The sequence below is a fragment of the Actinomycetospora soli genome (assembly GCF_021026295.1).
Taxonomy (GTDB): Bacteria; Actinomycetota; Actinomycetes; order Mycobacteriales; family Pseudonocardiaceae; genus Actinomycetospora; species Actinomycetospora soli.
The window spans coordinates 72,121-87,222 of the sequence record NZ_JAJNDA010000008.1; the positions used below are offsets into that span (position 1 = coordinate 72,121).

A 15,102-nucleotide genomic window follows, 5' to 3' on the forward strand; every position below is an offset into this window, starting at 1 on the left:
CCTGGCGTCCCCCGATCCGGCCCGGACTCCGGGGAACTACCTGGTTCGGCACAATGCCCCCATGTCGGTCCTCCGGGATCCCCTGACCCTCGCGGTGCCGTTCTTCATCCTCTTCGTCGTGCTCGAGGCGGTCTCGTTCGCCGTGTTCGCCGACGACGACCTCCGCGGCTACGAGCGCCGCGACACGATCACCAGCGTGGTCAGCGGCATGGTCGCGCTGCTGTTCAACGCGGTCGCCCGCGGCGTGGCGCTCCTCGGCTACGCCGTGCTGTACGAGCTCACGCCGCTGCGCCTCGACCCGTCGAGTCCGTGGACGTGGGTCGGCGTGCTGCTCGGCGTGGACCTGCTCTGGTACTGCTACCACCGCACGGCGCACCGGGTGCGGCTCGTGTGGGCCGCCCACCAGGCCCACCACAACAGCGAGTACTTCAACTTCTCCACCGCGGCACGCCAGAAGTGGAACCCGTGGTTCGAGATGCTGTTCTGGGTGCCGCTCCCGCTGCTCGGGGTGCCGCCGTGGATGATCTTCACGGCGTTCTCGATCACCCTCGTCTACCAGTTCTTCGTGCACACCGAGCGGATCGGGCGGCTGCCGGCGCCGATCGAGTTCGTGTTCAACACGCCGTCGCACCACCGCGTGCACCACGCGAGCGACCCGGAGTACCTCGACCGCAACTACGGCGGCGTCCTCATCGTCTGGGACCGGCTGTTCGGCACCTACGCCGAGGAGCGGCAGCGTCCCCGCTACGGACTGACCACCCCGCCGCCCACGCTGAACGTCGCCGGCCTGCAGTACCACGAGTTCGCCGCGATCTGGCGCGACGTCCGGGCGGCGTCGACCTGGCGCGAGCGGCTCGCGCACGTGTTCGCCCCGCCCGGGCGGCCCGCCGTCGAGTGGTCCCGCAGCGCTGCGCCGGAACCCGCGGGACCGCGCTGAGGGACCACGCGATCAGCCGACGGAGCCCAGCGCCGCGTCGATGATCGACACGCCCCGGTCGATCTCCTCCTCCGTGGCGGTCAGCGGCGGCGCGATGCGGAACGTCCCGCCCATGCCGGGCAGCTGCACGATGTTCACGTGCAGCCCGAGCTCGGCGCACCGCGCCGTCACCGCGGCGCCCAGCCGGTCGGCGTCCCCGCCGCCCAGCTCCAGCCCCACCAGCAGGCCCCGCCCGCGGACGTCGGCGACCACCTCGTGCGGCAGCGCCCGCAGTCCCGCCTGCAGCCGCTGCCCCAGCTCGGCCGCGCGCCGGTCGAGGCCGTCGCGCTCCAGGACGTCGAGCACGGTCAGCCCGACCGCCGCCGGCAGCGGGTCGTTCACGTGCGTGGTGAAGAACAGGAAGCCGCGCTCGTGGGCGCGCTCCTCGATCTCCGCGCCGGTCAGCACCGCGGCGAGCGGCAGTCCGGCACCGAGGGTCTTCGACAGCGTGAGGATGTCCGGCACCACCCCGTCCCGGGAGAAGGCGTACCAGTCCCCGGTGCGGCAGAGCCCGGTCTGGGCCTCGTCGACGATCAGGAGCATCCCGCGCTCGCAGCACTTCTCCTGCAGCGCCGCGAGGTAACCGGGCGGGAGGTCGACCACGCCGCCGGAGGACAGGATCGGCTCCACCAGGCACGCGGCGAGCGCGCCGACCGACTGGGCGTCGATCATCTCGAAGCCGAGGTCGAGCTGCCGGCGCCAGTCGAGCTCGCCGTCGGGACCGACGATCGAGGGTCGGAACCGGTCGGGCACCGGCAGCGCGAAGTTCCCCGGCGCCGTCGGGCCGTAACCCTTGCGTCCGGCGCTGTAGGTGGCGTTCGCGGCGGCCTGGGTCATGCCGTGCCACGACCGTGCGAAGGACACGACCTCGTGGCCCCCGGTGACCAGCTTCGCCATCCGGACGGCGGCCTCGTTGGCCTCCGCACCCGTCGTCAGGAGGACGGCCTTCTCCAGCGGCGCGGGGAGGGTGGCGACCAGCCGCTGGGCGAGGTCGAGGACCGGGCGGCTGAGCATGCCCGAGTGCAGGTGGTCGAGGTGCGCGACCTGCCGCTGCACGGTCGCGACGATCTCGGGGTGGGAGTGGCCGAGGATCGCGCTCATCTGCCCGGAGGTGAAGTCGAGCAGCTCCCGGCCGTCCTCGGTGAACACCGAACTGCCCGCCGCGCGGGCGATGACGTCCGGGGCGAACGCGCCGCGGCCCGAGTAGCGGATCAGGTGCTTCTCGTCGGTCACGTCCCGGGATGTTTCCCGACGTCGGGTCGCTCGGCCAGGGCCTCCGGGTCCCAGCGCTCCCGGAACCGTCGGACCATCCGGTTCATGACGTCGAGCTGGGCCGGGTTGTAGAGATCCTCCATCGCCCGCCGGACGGTGCGCAGGTACTGCGGGAGGCCGCCGGGGGCGTCGAGCCCGAACGTCGTGATGCGCGGGTCGGCGGTGGCGCGGGCGAGGACCTCGTCGGCGAAGCGGTCGGCGAGCCGGTCGCGGGTGGCCTCGTCGGCGTCGGTGTCGAGGGCCTCGAACTCCTCGGTCAGGGCCGGGTCGGAGTCCTGGCCCCGCACGAGGTCGGCGTACACCTGCCGCCCCTCGGCCCCGAGCGTCCGCCCCATGACGGTGACGAGGTTCCGGTCCTTCGGCGACAGCGTCCCCGTCGTCACGGCCGCGAGGTCGCCGGGCAGGTCGGTGGGCAGCTCGTGCTCGAGGATCTCGGCCAGCTCGGCGCGCAGCCCCTGCAGCCGGTCGACCTGCGCGGCGAGGTCCTCGTCGAGCGCGCGCAGGGCCTCGGCCGGGTGCTCGTCGCCGTCGCCGAGGTCGGCGATCTGCGGCAGCGAGAAGCCGAGGTCGGCCAGCCGCTTGATCCGCAGCAGCCGCACGAGATGCGCGACGCCGTACTGCTTGTAGCCGTTGCTGCGGCGTTCGGGCTCGGGCAGCAGCCCGACGTCGTGGTAGTGCCGCACCGACCGCAGGCTGGTGCCGGCGAGCTCGGCGAGTTCCCGGGTGCTCCAGCCCACGCGACCCAGTCTGCCCTTGACCGTGCCGCGACGGCACGGTGTCAGCTGGTCGCATGACGCCGCTGATCCCCGTCGAGGACCTCGTCTCCCCGCCCGAGCGCGCCGGCGCGACGCTCGCGCCCGACGGCGAACGCATCGCCTTCCTCGCCCCGTGGAAGGAGCGGCTCAACGTGTGGGTCGCCCCGGTCGACGACCTCGACGCCGCCCGCTGCGTCACCGCCGACGAGACCCGCAGCATCCACCAGTACCGGTGGATCGACGACCGGTGGATCGTCTACGCCCAGGACACCGGCGGCGACGAGCACTTCCACGTCCACCGCGTCGACCTGTCCGACCCGGAGGCGCCGATCGTCGACCTGACGCCGTTCCCCGGCGCGCGGGTGTTCGGCCACGACGTGGCCGTGGGGCGCCCCGGACGGCTGGTGGTCGCGATGAACCACCGGCGCCCGGAGCGCGTCGACACGTGCGAGATCGACGTCGCCACCGGGGAGCTGACGGTCCTCGCCGACGGCGACGGGGAGGTCGGGGGCACGATGGTCGGCCCCGACGGCGACCTCTACGGGATCGGCCAGGACGGCGAGGGCCACTGGACGGTCAACCACCGCAGCCCCGACGGGACCGAGCGGGTCGTGGCCGCGTTCGACGGCGCCGACCACCCCACCGGCCCCTTCCCGGTGCAGCTCACGCCCGACGGCACCGGCCTCTGGATCGGCCGGCACGGCCACACCGACCGCCTGCGCCTCGTGCACCTCGACCTGCGCACCGCGGTCGAGACCGAGGTCGCGGGTCACGCCTCGTACGACCTGGACACCCGCGGCCAGGTCTTCCCGACGATCCCGTCGCCCCTGATCCGCGACCGGGCCGGCGAACTGCTCGCCGTGCGGTACTCCCGCGCGCGCCAGGTGATCGTGCCGGTCGACGACGCGTTCGAGGAGGTGCTCGAGCGGCTCGAGGCGTTGTCGGACGGCGACCTGGGGGCGCTGTCGACCGACGCCGCGGGCCGGCGGTGGCTCGTGACGTTCACCCACGACCGCGTGTGGGGCGCGACGTGGCTGTACGACCACGCGACCGGCGACGCCCGCCTGCTCTTCCGCTCCCACCCGCACCTCGACCCGTCGGCGCTGGCGCCCACGACGCCCGTGACCGTCCGCGCCCGCGACGGGCGCGACCTGCCGTCGTACCTGACGCTGCCGCCGGGGACGGACGGACCGGGGCCGATGGTGCTCGTGCCGCACGGCGGTCCGTGGACGCGCGACGCGTGGGGCAACGACCCCGTCGCCCAGCTCTTCGCCGACCGCGGCTACGCCGTGCTGCAGGTGAACTTCCGCGGCTCGACCGGCTTCGGTCGCGAGCACATGCAGGCCGGGATCGGCGAGCTGGCCGGCGCCATGCAGGACGACCTGCTCGACGCCGTGGACTGGGCCGTCGCCCGGGGTCACGCCGACCCGGCGCGCGTGGGCATCTTCGGCGGGTCCTACGGCGGCTACGCGACGCTGACCGCGGTGACCCGCGACCCGTCGGTGTTCGCCGCCGCGGTCGACTACGTCGGCATCTCGAACCTCGCGACGTTCATGCAGGCGCTGCCCGAGGCGATCCGGCCCGGGCTGCGCAACAACTGGTACGCCTACGTCGGCGACCCCGACGACCCCGCCGCCCACGCGGACATGATCGAGCGCTCGCCGATCACCCACGCCGACCGGATCGTCACCCCGTTGATGGTCTTCCAGGGCGCCAACGACGTGCGGGTGCCGCAGGCGGAGTCGGACACGATCGTCGCGTCGCTGCGGGCCCGGGGCGTGGAGGTGGACTACCGCGTCTACGCCGACGAGGGGCACATGTTCGCGCAGACCGAGAACCTGATCGACATGTTCCGGGCCACCGAGCGGTTCCTCGCCGAGCACCTGGGAGGCCGGGCGCTCCCGTAGCCGGCGCTCGCACCCGGAACGACCGTTGTGTCCGGTTCGCCGGGAGCGCGACCATGGGACCTCGTCCACCGAGGGGGCTCCCATGGATTCCGTGTTCGTCGCCGTCGGGCTCCCGGTCGCGCTCGCCGTCGTCATGCTCGGTCTCGGGCTGTCGCTGACCCCCGCCGACTTCCGCCGCGTCGCGCAGCGCCCCCTCCCGGTCGCCGCCGCGCTCGGCACCCAGCTCGTCGTGCTGCCGGCGATCTGCTTCGGGCTGGTCCTCGCGCTCGGGCTCGACCCGGTGCTCGCGGCCGGGATGATGCTGCTCGCCGCCTCCCCGGGCGGCACCACCGCGAACCTGTTCAGCCACCTCTTCCGCGGCGACGTGGCCCTCAACATCACGCTGACCGCGGTCAACTCGGTGCTCGCCGTGGTGACGCTGCCGGTGGTCCTGGGTCTGTCGCTCGCCTTCTTCGGTCTGGACGGGGCGGTCGGGCTGCAGGGCGGCAAGGCGCTGCAGGTGTTCGCCGTGGTCCTGGTGCCGGTCGTGCTCGGCATGCTCGTCCGGCGTGCCGCCCCCGGGTTCGCCGACCGGGCGGACCGCCCCGTCCGCATCCTGTCCGCCCTGGTCCTCGCGGGCGTGATCATCGGCGCCCTGCTCTCCGAGCGGGAGGCCCTGCCCGGCGTGATCGCCGAGGTCGGGCTCGCCGTCGTGCTCCTCGGCGTGATCAGCCTCGCGCTCGGCTACCTGCTGCCGCGCCTGCTGCGCGTCGGCCACCCGCAGGCCGTGGCCTCGTCGTTCGAGGTCGGCATCCACAACAGCACGCTGGCGATCGCCGTCGCGGTGGGTGTGCTCGGCGTCGAGCGGCTGGCCGTGCCCGCCGCGGTCTACGGCGTGCTGATGTTCCCGCTCGCCCTCGCCGCGGGCTTCGCGCTCCGCCGCCTCGCCCCGGACCGGGAGGCCTCGCCGGTCCCGGCGTGACGGGCGCGTCCGTGGTCCGCGTCACGTGAGGCTTGAGTGTGCCGCAGCGGCACGGACTTCCCTCGTGGCCATGACCGAGCAGCAGCAGACCGATCCCCCGACGCGACCCGCCGCTCCCACGGTCCTCGACCAGATGGGCGGACCGGCGGGCTTCGTGTACTCGACGATCCCGGTGGTCGTGTTCGTGACGGCGAACGCGTTCCTCTCCCTGCCGGTCACCCTCGCGGTGTCGCTGGCGACCGGCCTGGCCCTGACCGTGTTCCGGCTCGTCCGCGGCGAGAAGGTCGCGTCGGCGGTCGGGAGCCTGCTCGGCGTGGCGGTCGCGGCCGCGATCGTGGCCGTCACCGGGTCCGCGCGGGACTTCTTCGTCATCGGCATCTGGGCCGCGCTCGCCGGGTTCGTCGTCACCGCGGCCTCGCTGCTGGCCCGCCGTCCGATCACCGGCATCGTCTGGAACGCGGTGCACGGCGGCACGCACCCGTGGCGCGCCGACCGGCGGGTGCTCCGCGCCCACGATCTCGCCACCCTCGCCGCCGCGGTCGTGTTCGGCGCCCGCTTCGTGGTGCAGCAGTGGCTCTACGTCGCCGAGGCGACCGGTGGGCTCGGCGTCGCCCGCGTCGTGATGGGGACCCCGCTGACCGTGCTCGCCGCGCTCGTCGTCGTCTGGGCCTTCCGCCGCAGCTCGAAGGCCCTGCTGCCCGCCACGTAACGCGCCGACCGGATCTCGCGACACCAGCCTCGACACACGGGGACGGTCGGGGGGACGACGAGGGTGCGCACGGCATACAAGGTCTGGTCCGGGATCGCGGCAGGGGTCTTCTGCCTCGTCGCGATCGGGGACCTGTCGAACGGGTCGGACACGACGACGGCGGCTCCGGCCGCGGTCAGCGCGCCCGCCGCGCCCACGTACGTGGCGCCCGCGGCGGCGGCTCCCGTCCAGGCACCGGTCGCGGCACCGGTCGAGGTGCCCGCGGGCGACACCGTGACGGTCACCGACGTCGTCGATGGCGAGTCCTTCGTCGCGGGCGGGCAGCGCATCCGCATCCTCGGGATCGACGCCTGCGACCCGTCGACCTACGGCGGACGCCAGGCCACGTCGACCGCCGAGACGTTCCTCGAGGGGCAGCAGGTCACGCTCCGGACCGAGCCCGGCGTCGACGAGGACCGCAACGGGCGGCTGCTGCGCTACGTCGACACGAGCGCCGGCGACTACGGCACGCTCGCCGTCACCTACGACCACACCGAGGTCGACGACGCGAGCCGGGCCGACGCCTCCTACCTGGACGAACTGCGCTCCGCCGACCCGAACGGCCGGACCTGCGCCGCGCCGCCGAGCTCGTCGTCGTCCTCGTCCTCCGAGGACGACGACCACGTGTACGTCCCGCTGCCCCGCCGCGGCGACGACGGCCTGCCCGACGGTGCCCTCACCGGCGGCTACTGCGCGAAGAAGTGGTGGTGCTGACGATGGCCTCGCGACGCTCGAACTCCTCCGGCGTGGGCACCGTGATCGGGGTCGTGCTCCTGATCGGCCTGGCGCTCCTCATCCTCAAATGGGCACTGATCACCGCCGCGATCCTGGCCGTGCCGTTCGGGATCTGGTGGGTCTACGACCAGGTCCAGCAGCGCACGGCCGTCGACCGGCGGGCCGAGGTGGAGAGCCGCGCGGTGGTCGACGCCGCCGGTGGCTGCGGCTGGTGCGGCTCCCGGATCGCGCACCGGGACCACGAGACCGGTGGACTCGTCATGCCGGCCGACTTCCACCGCGACGAGATCGAACGCACGATCGCGGCCTGAGACGACGAAGGGCCCGCCACCAGCCGGTGACGGGCCCTCGTGATGCGCGCCCGAAGGGATTCGAACCCCTAACCTTCTGATCCGTAGTCAGATGCTCTATCCGTTGAGCTACGGGCGCAGGTTCTTGAGTTGTACGGCGACAGACTACTCCGAACGCCGCAGCGGAGGCTCCGGGATTTGAACCCGGGATGGGGGGTTACCCCAAACCGCATTAGCAGTGCGGCGCCATAGACCAGACTAGGCGAAGCCTCCCGGAGCCCTGGGGCCCACCGGGAGAAGACATTACACGTCGCCCGCGAGGCCCTTGACGGGCACCCCCACCCCGTCCGCGCGGCCACCCGCCGACGACCGCACCCGCCGTCGGGACGGGGAACGTCGCAGGTGAGGGCTGTGACACATCCGCCGCGCCGCATGCGTGACGGGCGCACGGGTAGCCCGGGCGCATGAAGGCGACGCTCATCTACGGAGCAGGCGACATCCGGGTCGAGGAGGTCCCCGACCCGAAGCTGGAGAACCCGACGGACGCGATCGTCCGGATCACGCACTCCTGCATCTGCGGGTCCGACCTCTGGCCGTACAAGAACCGCGAGGCGACGCAGGAGGGTGGCCGGATCGGCCACGAGTTCATCGGGGTCGTGGAGGAGGTCGGCTCGGACATCGGCCGTCTCCAGCAGGGCGACGTGGTCGTCGCCCCCTTCTTCTACGCCGACGGCACCTGCGAGTACTGCCGGGCCGGCCTGACGACCGCCTGCCCGAACGGCAGCGCCTGGGGCGCCGAGACCGACGGCGGGCAGGGCGAGGCGGCGCGTGTGCCGTTCGCCGACCACTCGCTGATGAAGCTCGACGTGCCGGTCGAGTCCGACCTGATGCCGAGCCTGCTCACGCTCTCCGACGTGTTCGGCACCGGCCACCACGCCGCCGTGTCGGCGCGGGTCGAGCCGGGCAAGGACGTCGTCGTGGTGGGCGACGGCGCGGTGGGACTGCTCGCCGTGCTGGCCGCGAAGCGCCTCGGCGCCGAGCGGATCGTCCTGATGGGTCACCACCGGGACCGCACCGACCTGGGCCGCGAGTTCGGCGCCACCGACGTCGTCGCCGAGCGCGGCGAGGAGGGCGAGCAGAAGGTCCGCGACGTCCTCGGGACCGACGGCGCGCACTCGGTCATCGAGGCGGTCGGGTACGACCAGTCGCTCTCGACCGCGATCAACGTGGCGAAGCCGGGCGGCTTCGTCGGCATCGTCGGCGTCCCGCAGAGCGGCACGATCCCCAACGCCGCCCGGAAGTTCGGCGCCAACATCACGATCGCCGGCGGCATCGCGCCGACCCAGGCCAACATGCACGAGCTCCTGCCCGACGTGATGGACGGGAAGATCGAGCCCGGCAAGGTCTTCGACCGGACGATCCCGCTCGACGAGACCCCCGAGGGCTACCGCGCGATGAACGACCGCGAGGCCCTCAAGGTGCTGGTGCGTCCTTAGGTGGCTTCGCCCCGTGAGTACTTCCGACGGTCATACCCGTCACAAGTACTCACGGGCACCTCGGGCACCGGCGCATCTCGCCCGTCCACCCGAGCTGCGTCATCCGCCTCGCGAGCATCGCGGCCGTGCGACACGGGTCGCGGACCTCCTCGCTCCCGAAGGTGAGACGTGCGCGGCCCTCGAGCTCCGCCGCGTTGTCCCGCTGACGGTCGGCGTGGGCAGTGCGGCGGTTGGCGTGGTACCGCCAGCCGTCGAGGCGGACGGTCAGGACGCCCAGCGGCAGTTCCCACTCGTGGTCCTCGATCCTCCGCCGTCCCTCGACCACGCGCGCGACCTGTCGCGTCCCTGACGGGAAGCCGTGGGGTTCGAGCACGTCGGTCGCGAAGTCCGCCTCGAGCGGTGACTCGACGCCCTCCGCGAGCCGGCGGGCCGCGGCCATCAGGGCCTTCTCGTACCGACGGGGTGGACGGTTCTCCAACGCCTCGACGATCGTCCAGCCGCCGAGGCGTGCGCGGGTCGCACCCGCCGTCAGGACCTGCATGGCCTCACGAGGACCGTCGGCGTCCACTGCGAGGTCGATCAGGGTGGCCACCTTGGTCGTCACCGGTGGCAGGACGTTCCGGTCCCGGATGTGCGCGAAGGCCCGGCTCCGGTGGACGACGATCCCCGTGCAGCCTCGTGCGGAGGATCGGTACGGCACCGTCAGGTGGACGGGCCCCTCCTCGCGGCCGCCGGGCAGGCCGTGGACCGCGGCGGCCGAGGCGTGACTGAGCACGGCCTCGCCCCGGACGAACAACAGCGCCGCCATGCGCCACATCGCCGCCGTCGGCTCGCCGGTCACCACCGCGAAGACCCCGCGGAACAGCGGCAGCCACCGGTGGGCCGCGATGTTGGCGCTGATCACATGGTCGGTCAGACCCTGCTCCAGGGCCTGGGCCCGGGTCGCGATGTTCAGCTGATCGCGCAGCGTCCGCTGCCACTCCTCGGGATCCTCCACATCAGCTTGGAGGGATCCGGGCCCGAATCGGTTCCAGGTGCCGAGGCTCGTGAGTACTTGTGACGGCTATACCCGTCACAACTACTCACGGGACGAAGTCACCTCCTGAGCACCCGCAGCAGCGCCGGCGGGCGGCCGCCGTAGCCCTCCGCCTCGAAGGCGGCGACGGCGATGCGCGGCAGGTCGCGCACCGCGTCGAACACGAGGAAGCGCGGCACCCAGGTCGGGCCGAAGCGGGCGTTGAAGCGGTAGAGCGTCTCGATCTGCCACCAGCGCGAGGCGATCCGCAGGAGGCGGGCCCAGAGCCGCGCCACCGGACCCGCCCCGATCCGCTCGCCGCGCTCCAGGGCCGAGCGGAACACCGCGAAGTTCAGCGACACCCGGTCCACCCCGAGGCCGCGGCACGCGGCGAGCAGGTCGGTGATCAGCAGCTCGTTGAGCCCGTTCTCGGTGACGGCGGGGTCGCGGATCATGAGGTCCAGCGACAGCCCCTCCGTCCCCCACGGCACGAACTGCAGCAGGCCGCGCGGCGCGCCCTCGGCGGTGGCGACGACGACGACCGCCTCCGGGTCGGCCTCGGCGTCGCCCACCCGGGAGAGCGCCATCGAGAAGCCGCGCTCGTCCGGCCCGCCGCGCCAGCGCTCCACGCACGCCGCGAGCTCGGTGAGCTCCGCGGCGGGGACGTCGCGCAGACGCCGCACGGTCGTCTCGTACCCGGCGCGCTTGATCCGTGAGACCGCCTGCCGGACGGTGCGCATGGCGCGGCCCTGCAGGGAGAAGGTCGCGACGTCGACCACGGCCTCGTCGCCGAGCTCCAGCGCGTCCAGCCCGGCCTCCCGGGACCACACGCGGGCGCCGGTCTCCGAGCAGCCCAGCACCGCGGGCACCCAGCCGTGCCGCCGGCACACGCCGACGAACTCCTCGATCGCGCCCGGCCAAGCCTCGACGTCGCCCAGCGGGTCGCCGGAGGCGAGTGCCACGCCCGCCACCACACGGTACGCGACCGCGGCCTTGCCGGTCTCGGAGAACACCACCGCCTTGTCCCGGCGCAGCGCGAAGTAGCCGAGCGAGTCCGCCTTGCCGTGCTTCTCGAGCAGGCCGCGGATCCCGGCCTGCTCCTCGGCCGACAGCTGCGGACGTGGCTCGGCCGAGCGCAGCAGGAAGTAGCCGCCGAGCACGAGGGCGCCGACGCCGAACGTGAGGCCGACCGCCGAGGTCAGGTCGTCGTACCAGACGAACCGGAACTCGACCGGGCCCTCGACGCCGATCAGCGAGAGCAGCGCGTGCAGCAGCCTGTCCCCCGCCGACGGCCGTCCCACCAGGAACGAGGGCCGCACGAACAGCAGCATCGCGCTGACGATCACGAACCCGGCGACCAGCAGCTGCAGCACCACGCGCACGGCGACGAAGCGGCCGACCGGGTCGGGCAGGGCGTCGAACTCGCGGCGGGTCCACAGCAGCCCGACGAGCAGGATCACGGCCACGACCAACGGCGGGATCGGGTGCCGCCCCAGCGCGTGCGACGCGATGATCACCAGACACAGCAGGACGGCGAGCTGCCACGCCCGGCGCTTGCGCCGCCGCAGCCCGGTGGCCAGCAGCATCAGGCCCACCCCGGCCGTCGCGAGGACGACGGTGCCCACGAGCGTGGCCTCGACGGGGAGCCCGAACCACGCGGCCGGCTCCAGCCGTCGTCGGGCGGCCGGGGCGAAGATCGAGATGATGGAGAGCAGGCCCACGATGCGGGCCGACCAGACCACGACCCGCGCGATCCGGGCCCGGCGCCGCCGTTCCCGGCGGGCCTCGTCCTCGGCGCCCTCCTCGGCGTCCGCGACCCGAGTGCCTGTCACCTGTGACCTCCGGTCTCGTGAGCACTCACGGTCGCCACAGCGACCGTCAGTGCTCACCTGCGCGGAGCGCACCCCCTCACCGCAGGTGCGCGTCGAACCAGTTCAGCACGCGGTGCCGCGCCTCGCTCCGGGTCCCCTCCTCGCCCTCGCCGGCCGCGAGACCGTCCGGCACCACCGGCGAGTCCGCGTCGTCGAAGCGGTGCTCGGTGTCCGGGTAGACGATCACGTCGACCACGGCACCGGAGGCGTGCGCGGCCTCGCGCAGCCGGTCGACGTCCTCGGGGTCGACCGGGTCGCCGGTCTCGCCGTAGAGCCCCAACCAGGGACACGTCAGCTCGCCGACGACGTCGAGCAGCGGGGGCAGGCCGTCCGCGAGGGGCCGCTGTACCCCGGCGGCGGCGACGGTCACGGCCGCGCCGAGCGAGCGCTGCGAGGCGACGACCAGAGCCGCGGTGGCCCCGAGGTCGAAGCCCAGGACACCCATGCGGTCGGCGGAGACGCCGTGGTCGGCCAACCACCCGAACGAGGCGTCGGAGTCGGCCAGCACCGAGGCGCCCGAGACCTCGTCGGCGGACCCGGTGCGGTGGAACAGGTGGGGGGCGACGGCCAGCCAGCCCTCGTCGGCGAGCCCGGCCACGATGCGCTCGGTGCGCTCCGTGACACCCCGCGAGGAGTGCAGCACCACGATCCCGCCACGGATCGGGGCGCCGTCCGGCTCACCGACGGTCACCGCGAGCTCGGTGTCGTCGACGAGCGGGATCGTCTCGGTGCGGGTCGTCATGGGAGCAGCCTTCCATGTCCCGACCCCCGGGTGCCGCGTGGTCTGACCCGATGAGCGCAACCGGTTCCACCGGCGCGTCGCCGCACTACGGTGGTGGTGTGACACCGCTGCGCCCCGACCTCTCGTCGCTGCCCGCCTACGTCGCCGGCCGGACCGTGCCCGGGGCCGTCAAGCTGGCCAGCAACGAGGTCGCGCTGCCCCCGCACCACCGCGTGCAGGAGGCCGTCGCGCAGGCGGTGGCCGCCGGGAACCGCTACCCGGACATCACCGTCACCACCCTGACGCAGCGCCTCGCCGACCACCTCGGCGTCGACCCCGGGCGCATCGCGGTGGGCTGCGGGTCGGTCGCCCTGTGCGGGCAGCTGGTGGCCGCGGTCTGCTCGCCCGGCGACGAGGTCGTCTTCCCGTGGCGCTCCTTCGAGGCCTACCCGATCGTCTCGGTGATCGGCCACGCCACCCCGGTGCCGGTGCCCAACACCGCCGGGCACGAGCACGACCTCGAGGCGATGCTCGCGGCGATCACCGACCGCACGCGCATCGTGTTCGTCTGCAACCCGAACAACCCCACCGGCACCGCGGTCCGTCGTCGGGAACTCGTCGACTTCATGGCCCGGGTCCCGGAGCACGTGCTGGTGGTGCTCGACGAGGCCTACCGCGAGTTCGTGGCCGACGACGACGTCCCCGACGGGCTGACGCTGCTCGACGCGCACTCCCACGTCGCGGTCCTGCGCACGTTCTCCAAGGCGCACCGGCTCGCCGGCCTGCGCGTCGGCTACGCGGTCGCGCCGCCCGACCTCGCGAGCGCGCTGCGCAGCGTCTCCGTGCCGTTCTCCGTCTCCGCCCCCGCCCAGGCGGCGGCGATCGCGGCTCTCGACGTCCTCGACGACCTGCTCGCCGACGCGCGGGCGGCCGCCGCCGAGGCCCGCCGGATGGCCGACGAGCTGCGCGCGGCCGGCTACGAGGTGCCCGAGACCCACGCCAACTTCTGCTGGCTGCCGCTCGGGGAGCGCACGCAGGCGTTCGCCGAGCACGCCCTCGACCACAAGGTGGTCGTGCGGGCGTTTCACCCCGACGGCGTGCGCGTCTCCGCGGGCGCACCGGAGGAGAACGAGCTGCTGCTCGACGCCGCGCGGTCCTTCGCCTGACGCCGGGCGGTGAGCGCCCGGAAGGCGGGGCGCTCCACGAACCGCGTGAGCAGCCAGCCGAGGGTGAAGGCCAGCACGAGCACGCCGATCAGCCGGCCCCACCCGGTGATCCCCGCGTAGTCCTGCGCGAGCCAGGCGAAGAAGTAGCCGATCTGCTGGTTCATCAGGTAGACGCCGTAGGAGACGCCCGCCGCCCAGCCGATGAGGCGCGGCAGCGGGCCGATCCGCAGGAAGTCCCAGTCCGGGCCGAGGGTCGCGGCCGCGATGAGCAGGCACGCCGCGGCGAGGACGATCGCGGAGTCGGTGTCGGGCGTGATGACCGCCTCGGCGAGCACGCCGGCCGCGGTGAGCGCGGCGAGGTGGGTCAGCGAGATGCGCCGCGTGCTGGCCAGCCACATCGCGAGCCCGATGGCGAACAGCTGCCAGCGCCACATGACGAAGCCGTCGGAGAGGAACTTCAGCCACCCGGTCGCGTACGTGGCGAGCAGCACGGGCGCGATGACGCCGAACCACGCGAGCAGCGGCAGGACGCCCGGGCGGCGCCACAGGTCCCGGCCGAGCAGCCCGACCGTCAGCGCCACCAGCGAGAACACCCCGAGCTGGAGCGGCAGGGTCCAGTAGGAGTGGTCCATGTACGTCACGGCCGGGTCGAAGCCCTGCACCAGCAGCAGGTTCCCGACGAGGTCGCGCACGCCGGGGCGCCAGTACCCGTAGTCGGCGGCGAGCAGCGTCGCGCCGTAGGTGACGAGCACGGCGACGAGGTAGGCGGGCAGCAGCCGGGAGAGCCGCTGCGTCCACCAGCGACCGGGCCGGCGCTTCGCGATCGTGACGCAGATGAAGAACGCGGAGACGACCATCAGCGTGTTCGCCCCGGCCTCGACGCTCCAGGTGAACGGCGGCGGCGCGAGCCACGGCATCACGCCCTGCGCGGTGTAGGTGGCGTGCTGGACGACCACCGAGAGGACGGCGAGGACCCGGATCACGTCCCACGACAGGCGGCGTTCGCCCGACGCGGCGGGCTGCAGCAGCCGGCCGGTGGGCTCGGCGCTGCAGACCCGGACGGGGCGTTCCTCGAGGAGCGTCATCGCCGCCGGAAGTTACGGACGGCTCCTGAGCGGTCGCTGAGAGGTGCGTGTGTGCTCCCCGGTGGACCGCCGAACGGACGGCGTGACGCGATCGCCGGGCCGGG

The 15,102-nt window shown here is 73.3% G+C and carries 14 protein-coding genes and 2 tRNA genes; 8 read left to right on the top strand and 8 right to left on the bottom strand.

The window, feature by feature from the left end; genetic code table 11:
• Nucleotides 1-61 precede the first annotated feature (61 nt).
• Nucleotides 62-937, top strand: coding sequence for a sterol desaturase family protein (locus tag LN037_RS14765; protein ID WP_230753861.1), 876 nt, complete (start codon nucleotides 62-64; stop codon nucleotides 935-937).
• A gap of 12 nt (nucleotides 938-949) precedes the next feature.
• On the opposite strand, the gene LN037_RS14770 is transcribed toward LN037_RS14765, so the two are convergent.
• Both LN037_RS14770 and LN037_RS14775 read right to left on the bottom strand, forming a co-directional pair.
• The gene (locus LN037_RS14770; protein WP_230753863.1) at nucleotides 950-2,209 is read right to left on the bottom strand and encodes an aspartate aminotransferase family protein; all 1,260 of its coding nucleotides are present in this window, start codon (nucleotides 2,207-2,209) and stop codon (nucleotides 950-952) included.
• Nucleotides 2,206-2,985: a MerR family transcriptional regulator gene (locus LN037_RS14775; protein ID WP_230753865.1), complete on the bottom strand. Its 780-nt coding sequence runs from the start codon at nucleotides 2,983-2,985 to the stop codon at nucleotides 2,206-2,208. The genes LN037_RS14770 and LN037_RS14775 overlap by 4 nt, the downstream gene beginning before the upstream one ends.
• A 53-nt stretch (nucleotides 2,986-3,038) precedes the next feature.
• Here LN037_RS14775 and LN037_RS14780 point away from each other — a divergent pair, with 53 nt between their 5' ends.
• From LN037_RS14780 to LN037_RS14800, 5 genes are all read left to right on the top strand, one after another.
• A complete protein-coding gene (locus tag LN037_RS14780) occupies nucleotides 3,039-4,910 on the top strand; it encodes an alpha/beta hydrolase family protein (RefSeq protein WP_230753867.1) in 1,872 nt (623 codons plus the stop codon).
• Between the two features lie 82 nt (nucleotides 4,911-4,992).
• Nucleotides 4,993-5,871 carry a bile acid:sodium symporter family protein gene (locus tag LN037_RS14785; protein ID WP_230753869.1) on the top strand — a complete coding sequence of 293 codons (879 nt, stop codon included), beginning with the start codon at nucleotides 4,993-4,995 and terminating at the stop codon, nucleotides 5,869-5,871.
• Nucleotides 5,872-5,941: 70 nt separating this feature from the next.
• Nucleotides 5,942-6,580 carry a DUF3159 domain-containing protein gene (locus LN037_RS14790; protein WP_230753872.1) on the top strand — a complete coding sequence of 213 codons (639 nt, stop codon included), beginning with the start codon at nucleotides 5,942-5,944 and terminating at the stop codon, nucleotides 6,578-6,580.
• A gap of 63 nt (nucleotides 6,581-6,643) precedes the next feature.
• On the top strand, nucleotides 6,644-7,333 hold the full coding sequence (locus LN037_RS14795) for a thermonuclease family protein (RefSeq protein WP_230753873.1): 690 nt from the start codon (nucleotides 6,644-6,646) through the stop codon (nucleotides 7,331-7,333).
• Nucleotides 7,334-7,335: 2 nt separating this feature from the next.
• Entirely contained in the window at nucleotides 7,336-7,665 is a 330-nt protein-coding gene (locus tag LN037_RS14800) for a hypothetical protein (protein ID WP_230753876.1), read from the top strand.
• A 45-nt stretch (nucleotides 7,666-7,710) separates the two neighbouring features.
• On the opposite strand, the gene LN037_RS14805 is transcribed toward LN037_RS14800, so the two are convergent.
• Nucleotides 7,711-7,783 (bottom strand) — tRNA-Arg (locus LN037_RS14805).
• Nucleotides 7,784-7,827: 44 nt separating this feature from the next.
• A tRNA-Ser gene (locus LN037_RS14810) sits at nucleotides 7,828-7,917 on the bottom strand.
• 191 nt (nucleotides 7,918-8,108) lie between these two features.
• Between LN037_RS14810 and LN037_RS14815 the strand changes: the two genes are divergently transcribed.
• Nucleotides 8,109-9,140 (top strand): zinc-binding dehydrogenase, encoded by a 1,032-nt coding sequence (locus LN037_RS14815; RefSeq protein ID WP_230753879.1) that lies wholly within the window; start codon nucleotides 8,109-8,111, stop codon nucleotides 9,138-9,140.
• Nucleotides 9,141-9,189: 49 nt separating this feature from the next.
• Here the strand turns inward: LN037_RS14815 and LN037_RS14820 are convergent, their stop codons facing one another.
• From LN037_RS14820 to LN037_RS14830, 3 genes are all read right to left on the bottom strand, one after another.
• The gene (locus tag LN037_RS14820) at nucleotides 9,190-10,137 is read right to left on the bottom strand and encodes a hypothetical protein (RefSeq protein WP_230753881.1); all 948 of its coding nucleotides are present in this window, start codon (nucleotides 10,135-10,137) and stop codon (nucleotides 9,190-9,192) included.
• 98 nt (nucleotides 10,138-10,235) lie between these two features.
• Entirely contained in the window at nucleotides 10,236-11,987 is a 1,752-nt protein-coding gene (locus tag LN037_RS14825; RefSeq protein WP_230753883.1) for a phosphatidylglycerol lysyltransferase domain-containing protein, read from the bottom strand.
• 76 nt (nucleotides 11,988-12,063) lie between these two features.
• Nucleotides 12,064-12,768: a dienelactone hydrolase family protein gene (locus tag LN037_RS14830; RefSeq protein ID WP_230753885.1), complete on the bottom strand. Its 705-nt coding sequence runs from the start codon at nucleotides 12,766-12,768 to the stop codon at nucleotides 12,064-12,066.
• A 98-nt stretch (nucleotides 12,769-12,866) separates the two neighbouring features.
• On the opposite strand from LN037_RS14830, the gene hisC reads away from it, so the two are divergent.
• Entirely contained in the window at nucleotides 12,867-13,913 is a 1,047-nt protein-coding gene (gene hisC / locus LN037_RS14835) for a histidinol-phosphate transaminase (protein ID WP_230753887.1), read from the top strand.
• On the opposite strand, the gene LN037_RS14840 is transcribed toward hisC, so the two are convergent.
• Nucleotides 13,832-14,998, bottom strand: coding sequence for an acyltransferase family protein (locus tag LN037_RS14840; protein ID WP_230753889.1), 1,167 nt, complete (start codon nucleotides 14,996-14,998; stop codon nucleotides 13,832-13,834). The genes hisC and LN037_RS14840 overlap by 82 nt on opposite strands.
• Nucleotides 14,999-15,102: the final 104 nt, after the last annotated feature.

Bases quoted from the DNA above. Each gene is read 5' to 3' on its own strand.
- LN037_RS14765 (WP_230753861.1), top strand. From the start codon at position 62: ATGTCGGTCCTCCGGGATCCCCTGACCCTCGCGGTGCCGTTCTTCATC.
- LN037_RS14780 (WP_230753867.1), top strand. From the start codon at position 3,039: ATGACGCCGCTGATCCCCGTCGAGGACCTCGTCTCCCCGCCCGAGCGC.
- LN037_RS14785 (WP_230753869.1), top strand. From the start codon at position 4,993: ATGGATTCCGTGTTCGTCGCCGTCGGGCTCCCGGTCGCGCTCGCCGTC.
- LN037_RS14790 (WP_230753872.1), top strand. From the start codon at position 5,942: ATGACCGAGCAGCAGCAGACCGATCCCCCGACGCGACCCGCCGCTCCC.
- LN037_RS14800 (WP_230753876.1), top strand. From the start codon at position 7,336: ATGGCCTCGCGACGCTCGAACTCCTCCGGCGTGGGCACCGTGATCGGG.
- LN037_RS14815 (WP_230753879.1), top strand. From the start codon at position 8,109: ATGAAGGCGACGCTCATCTACGGAGCAGGCGACATCCGGGTCGAGGAG.
- LN037_RS14830 (WP_230753885.1), bottom strand. From the start codon at position 12,768: ATGACGACCCGCACCGAGACGATCCCGCTCGTCGACGACACCGAGCTC.
- LN037_RS14840 (WP_230753889.1), bottom strand. From the start codon at position 14,998: ATGACGCTCCTCGAGGAACGCCCCGTCCGGGTCTGCAGCGCCGAGCCC.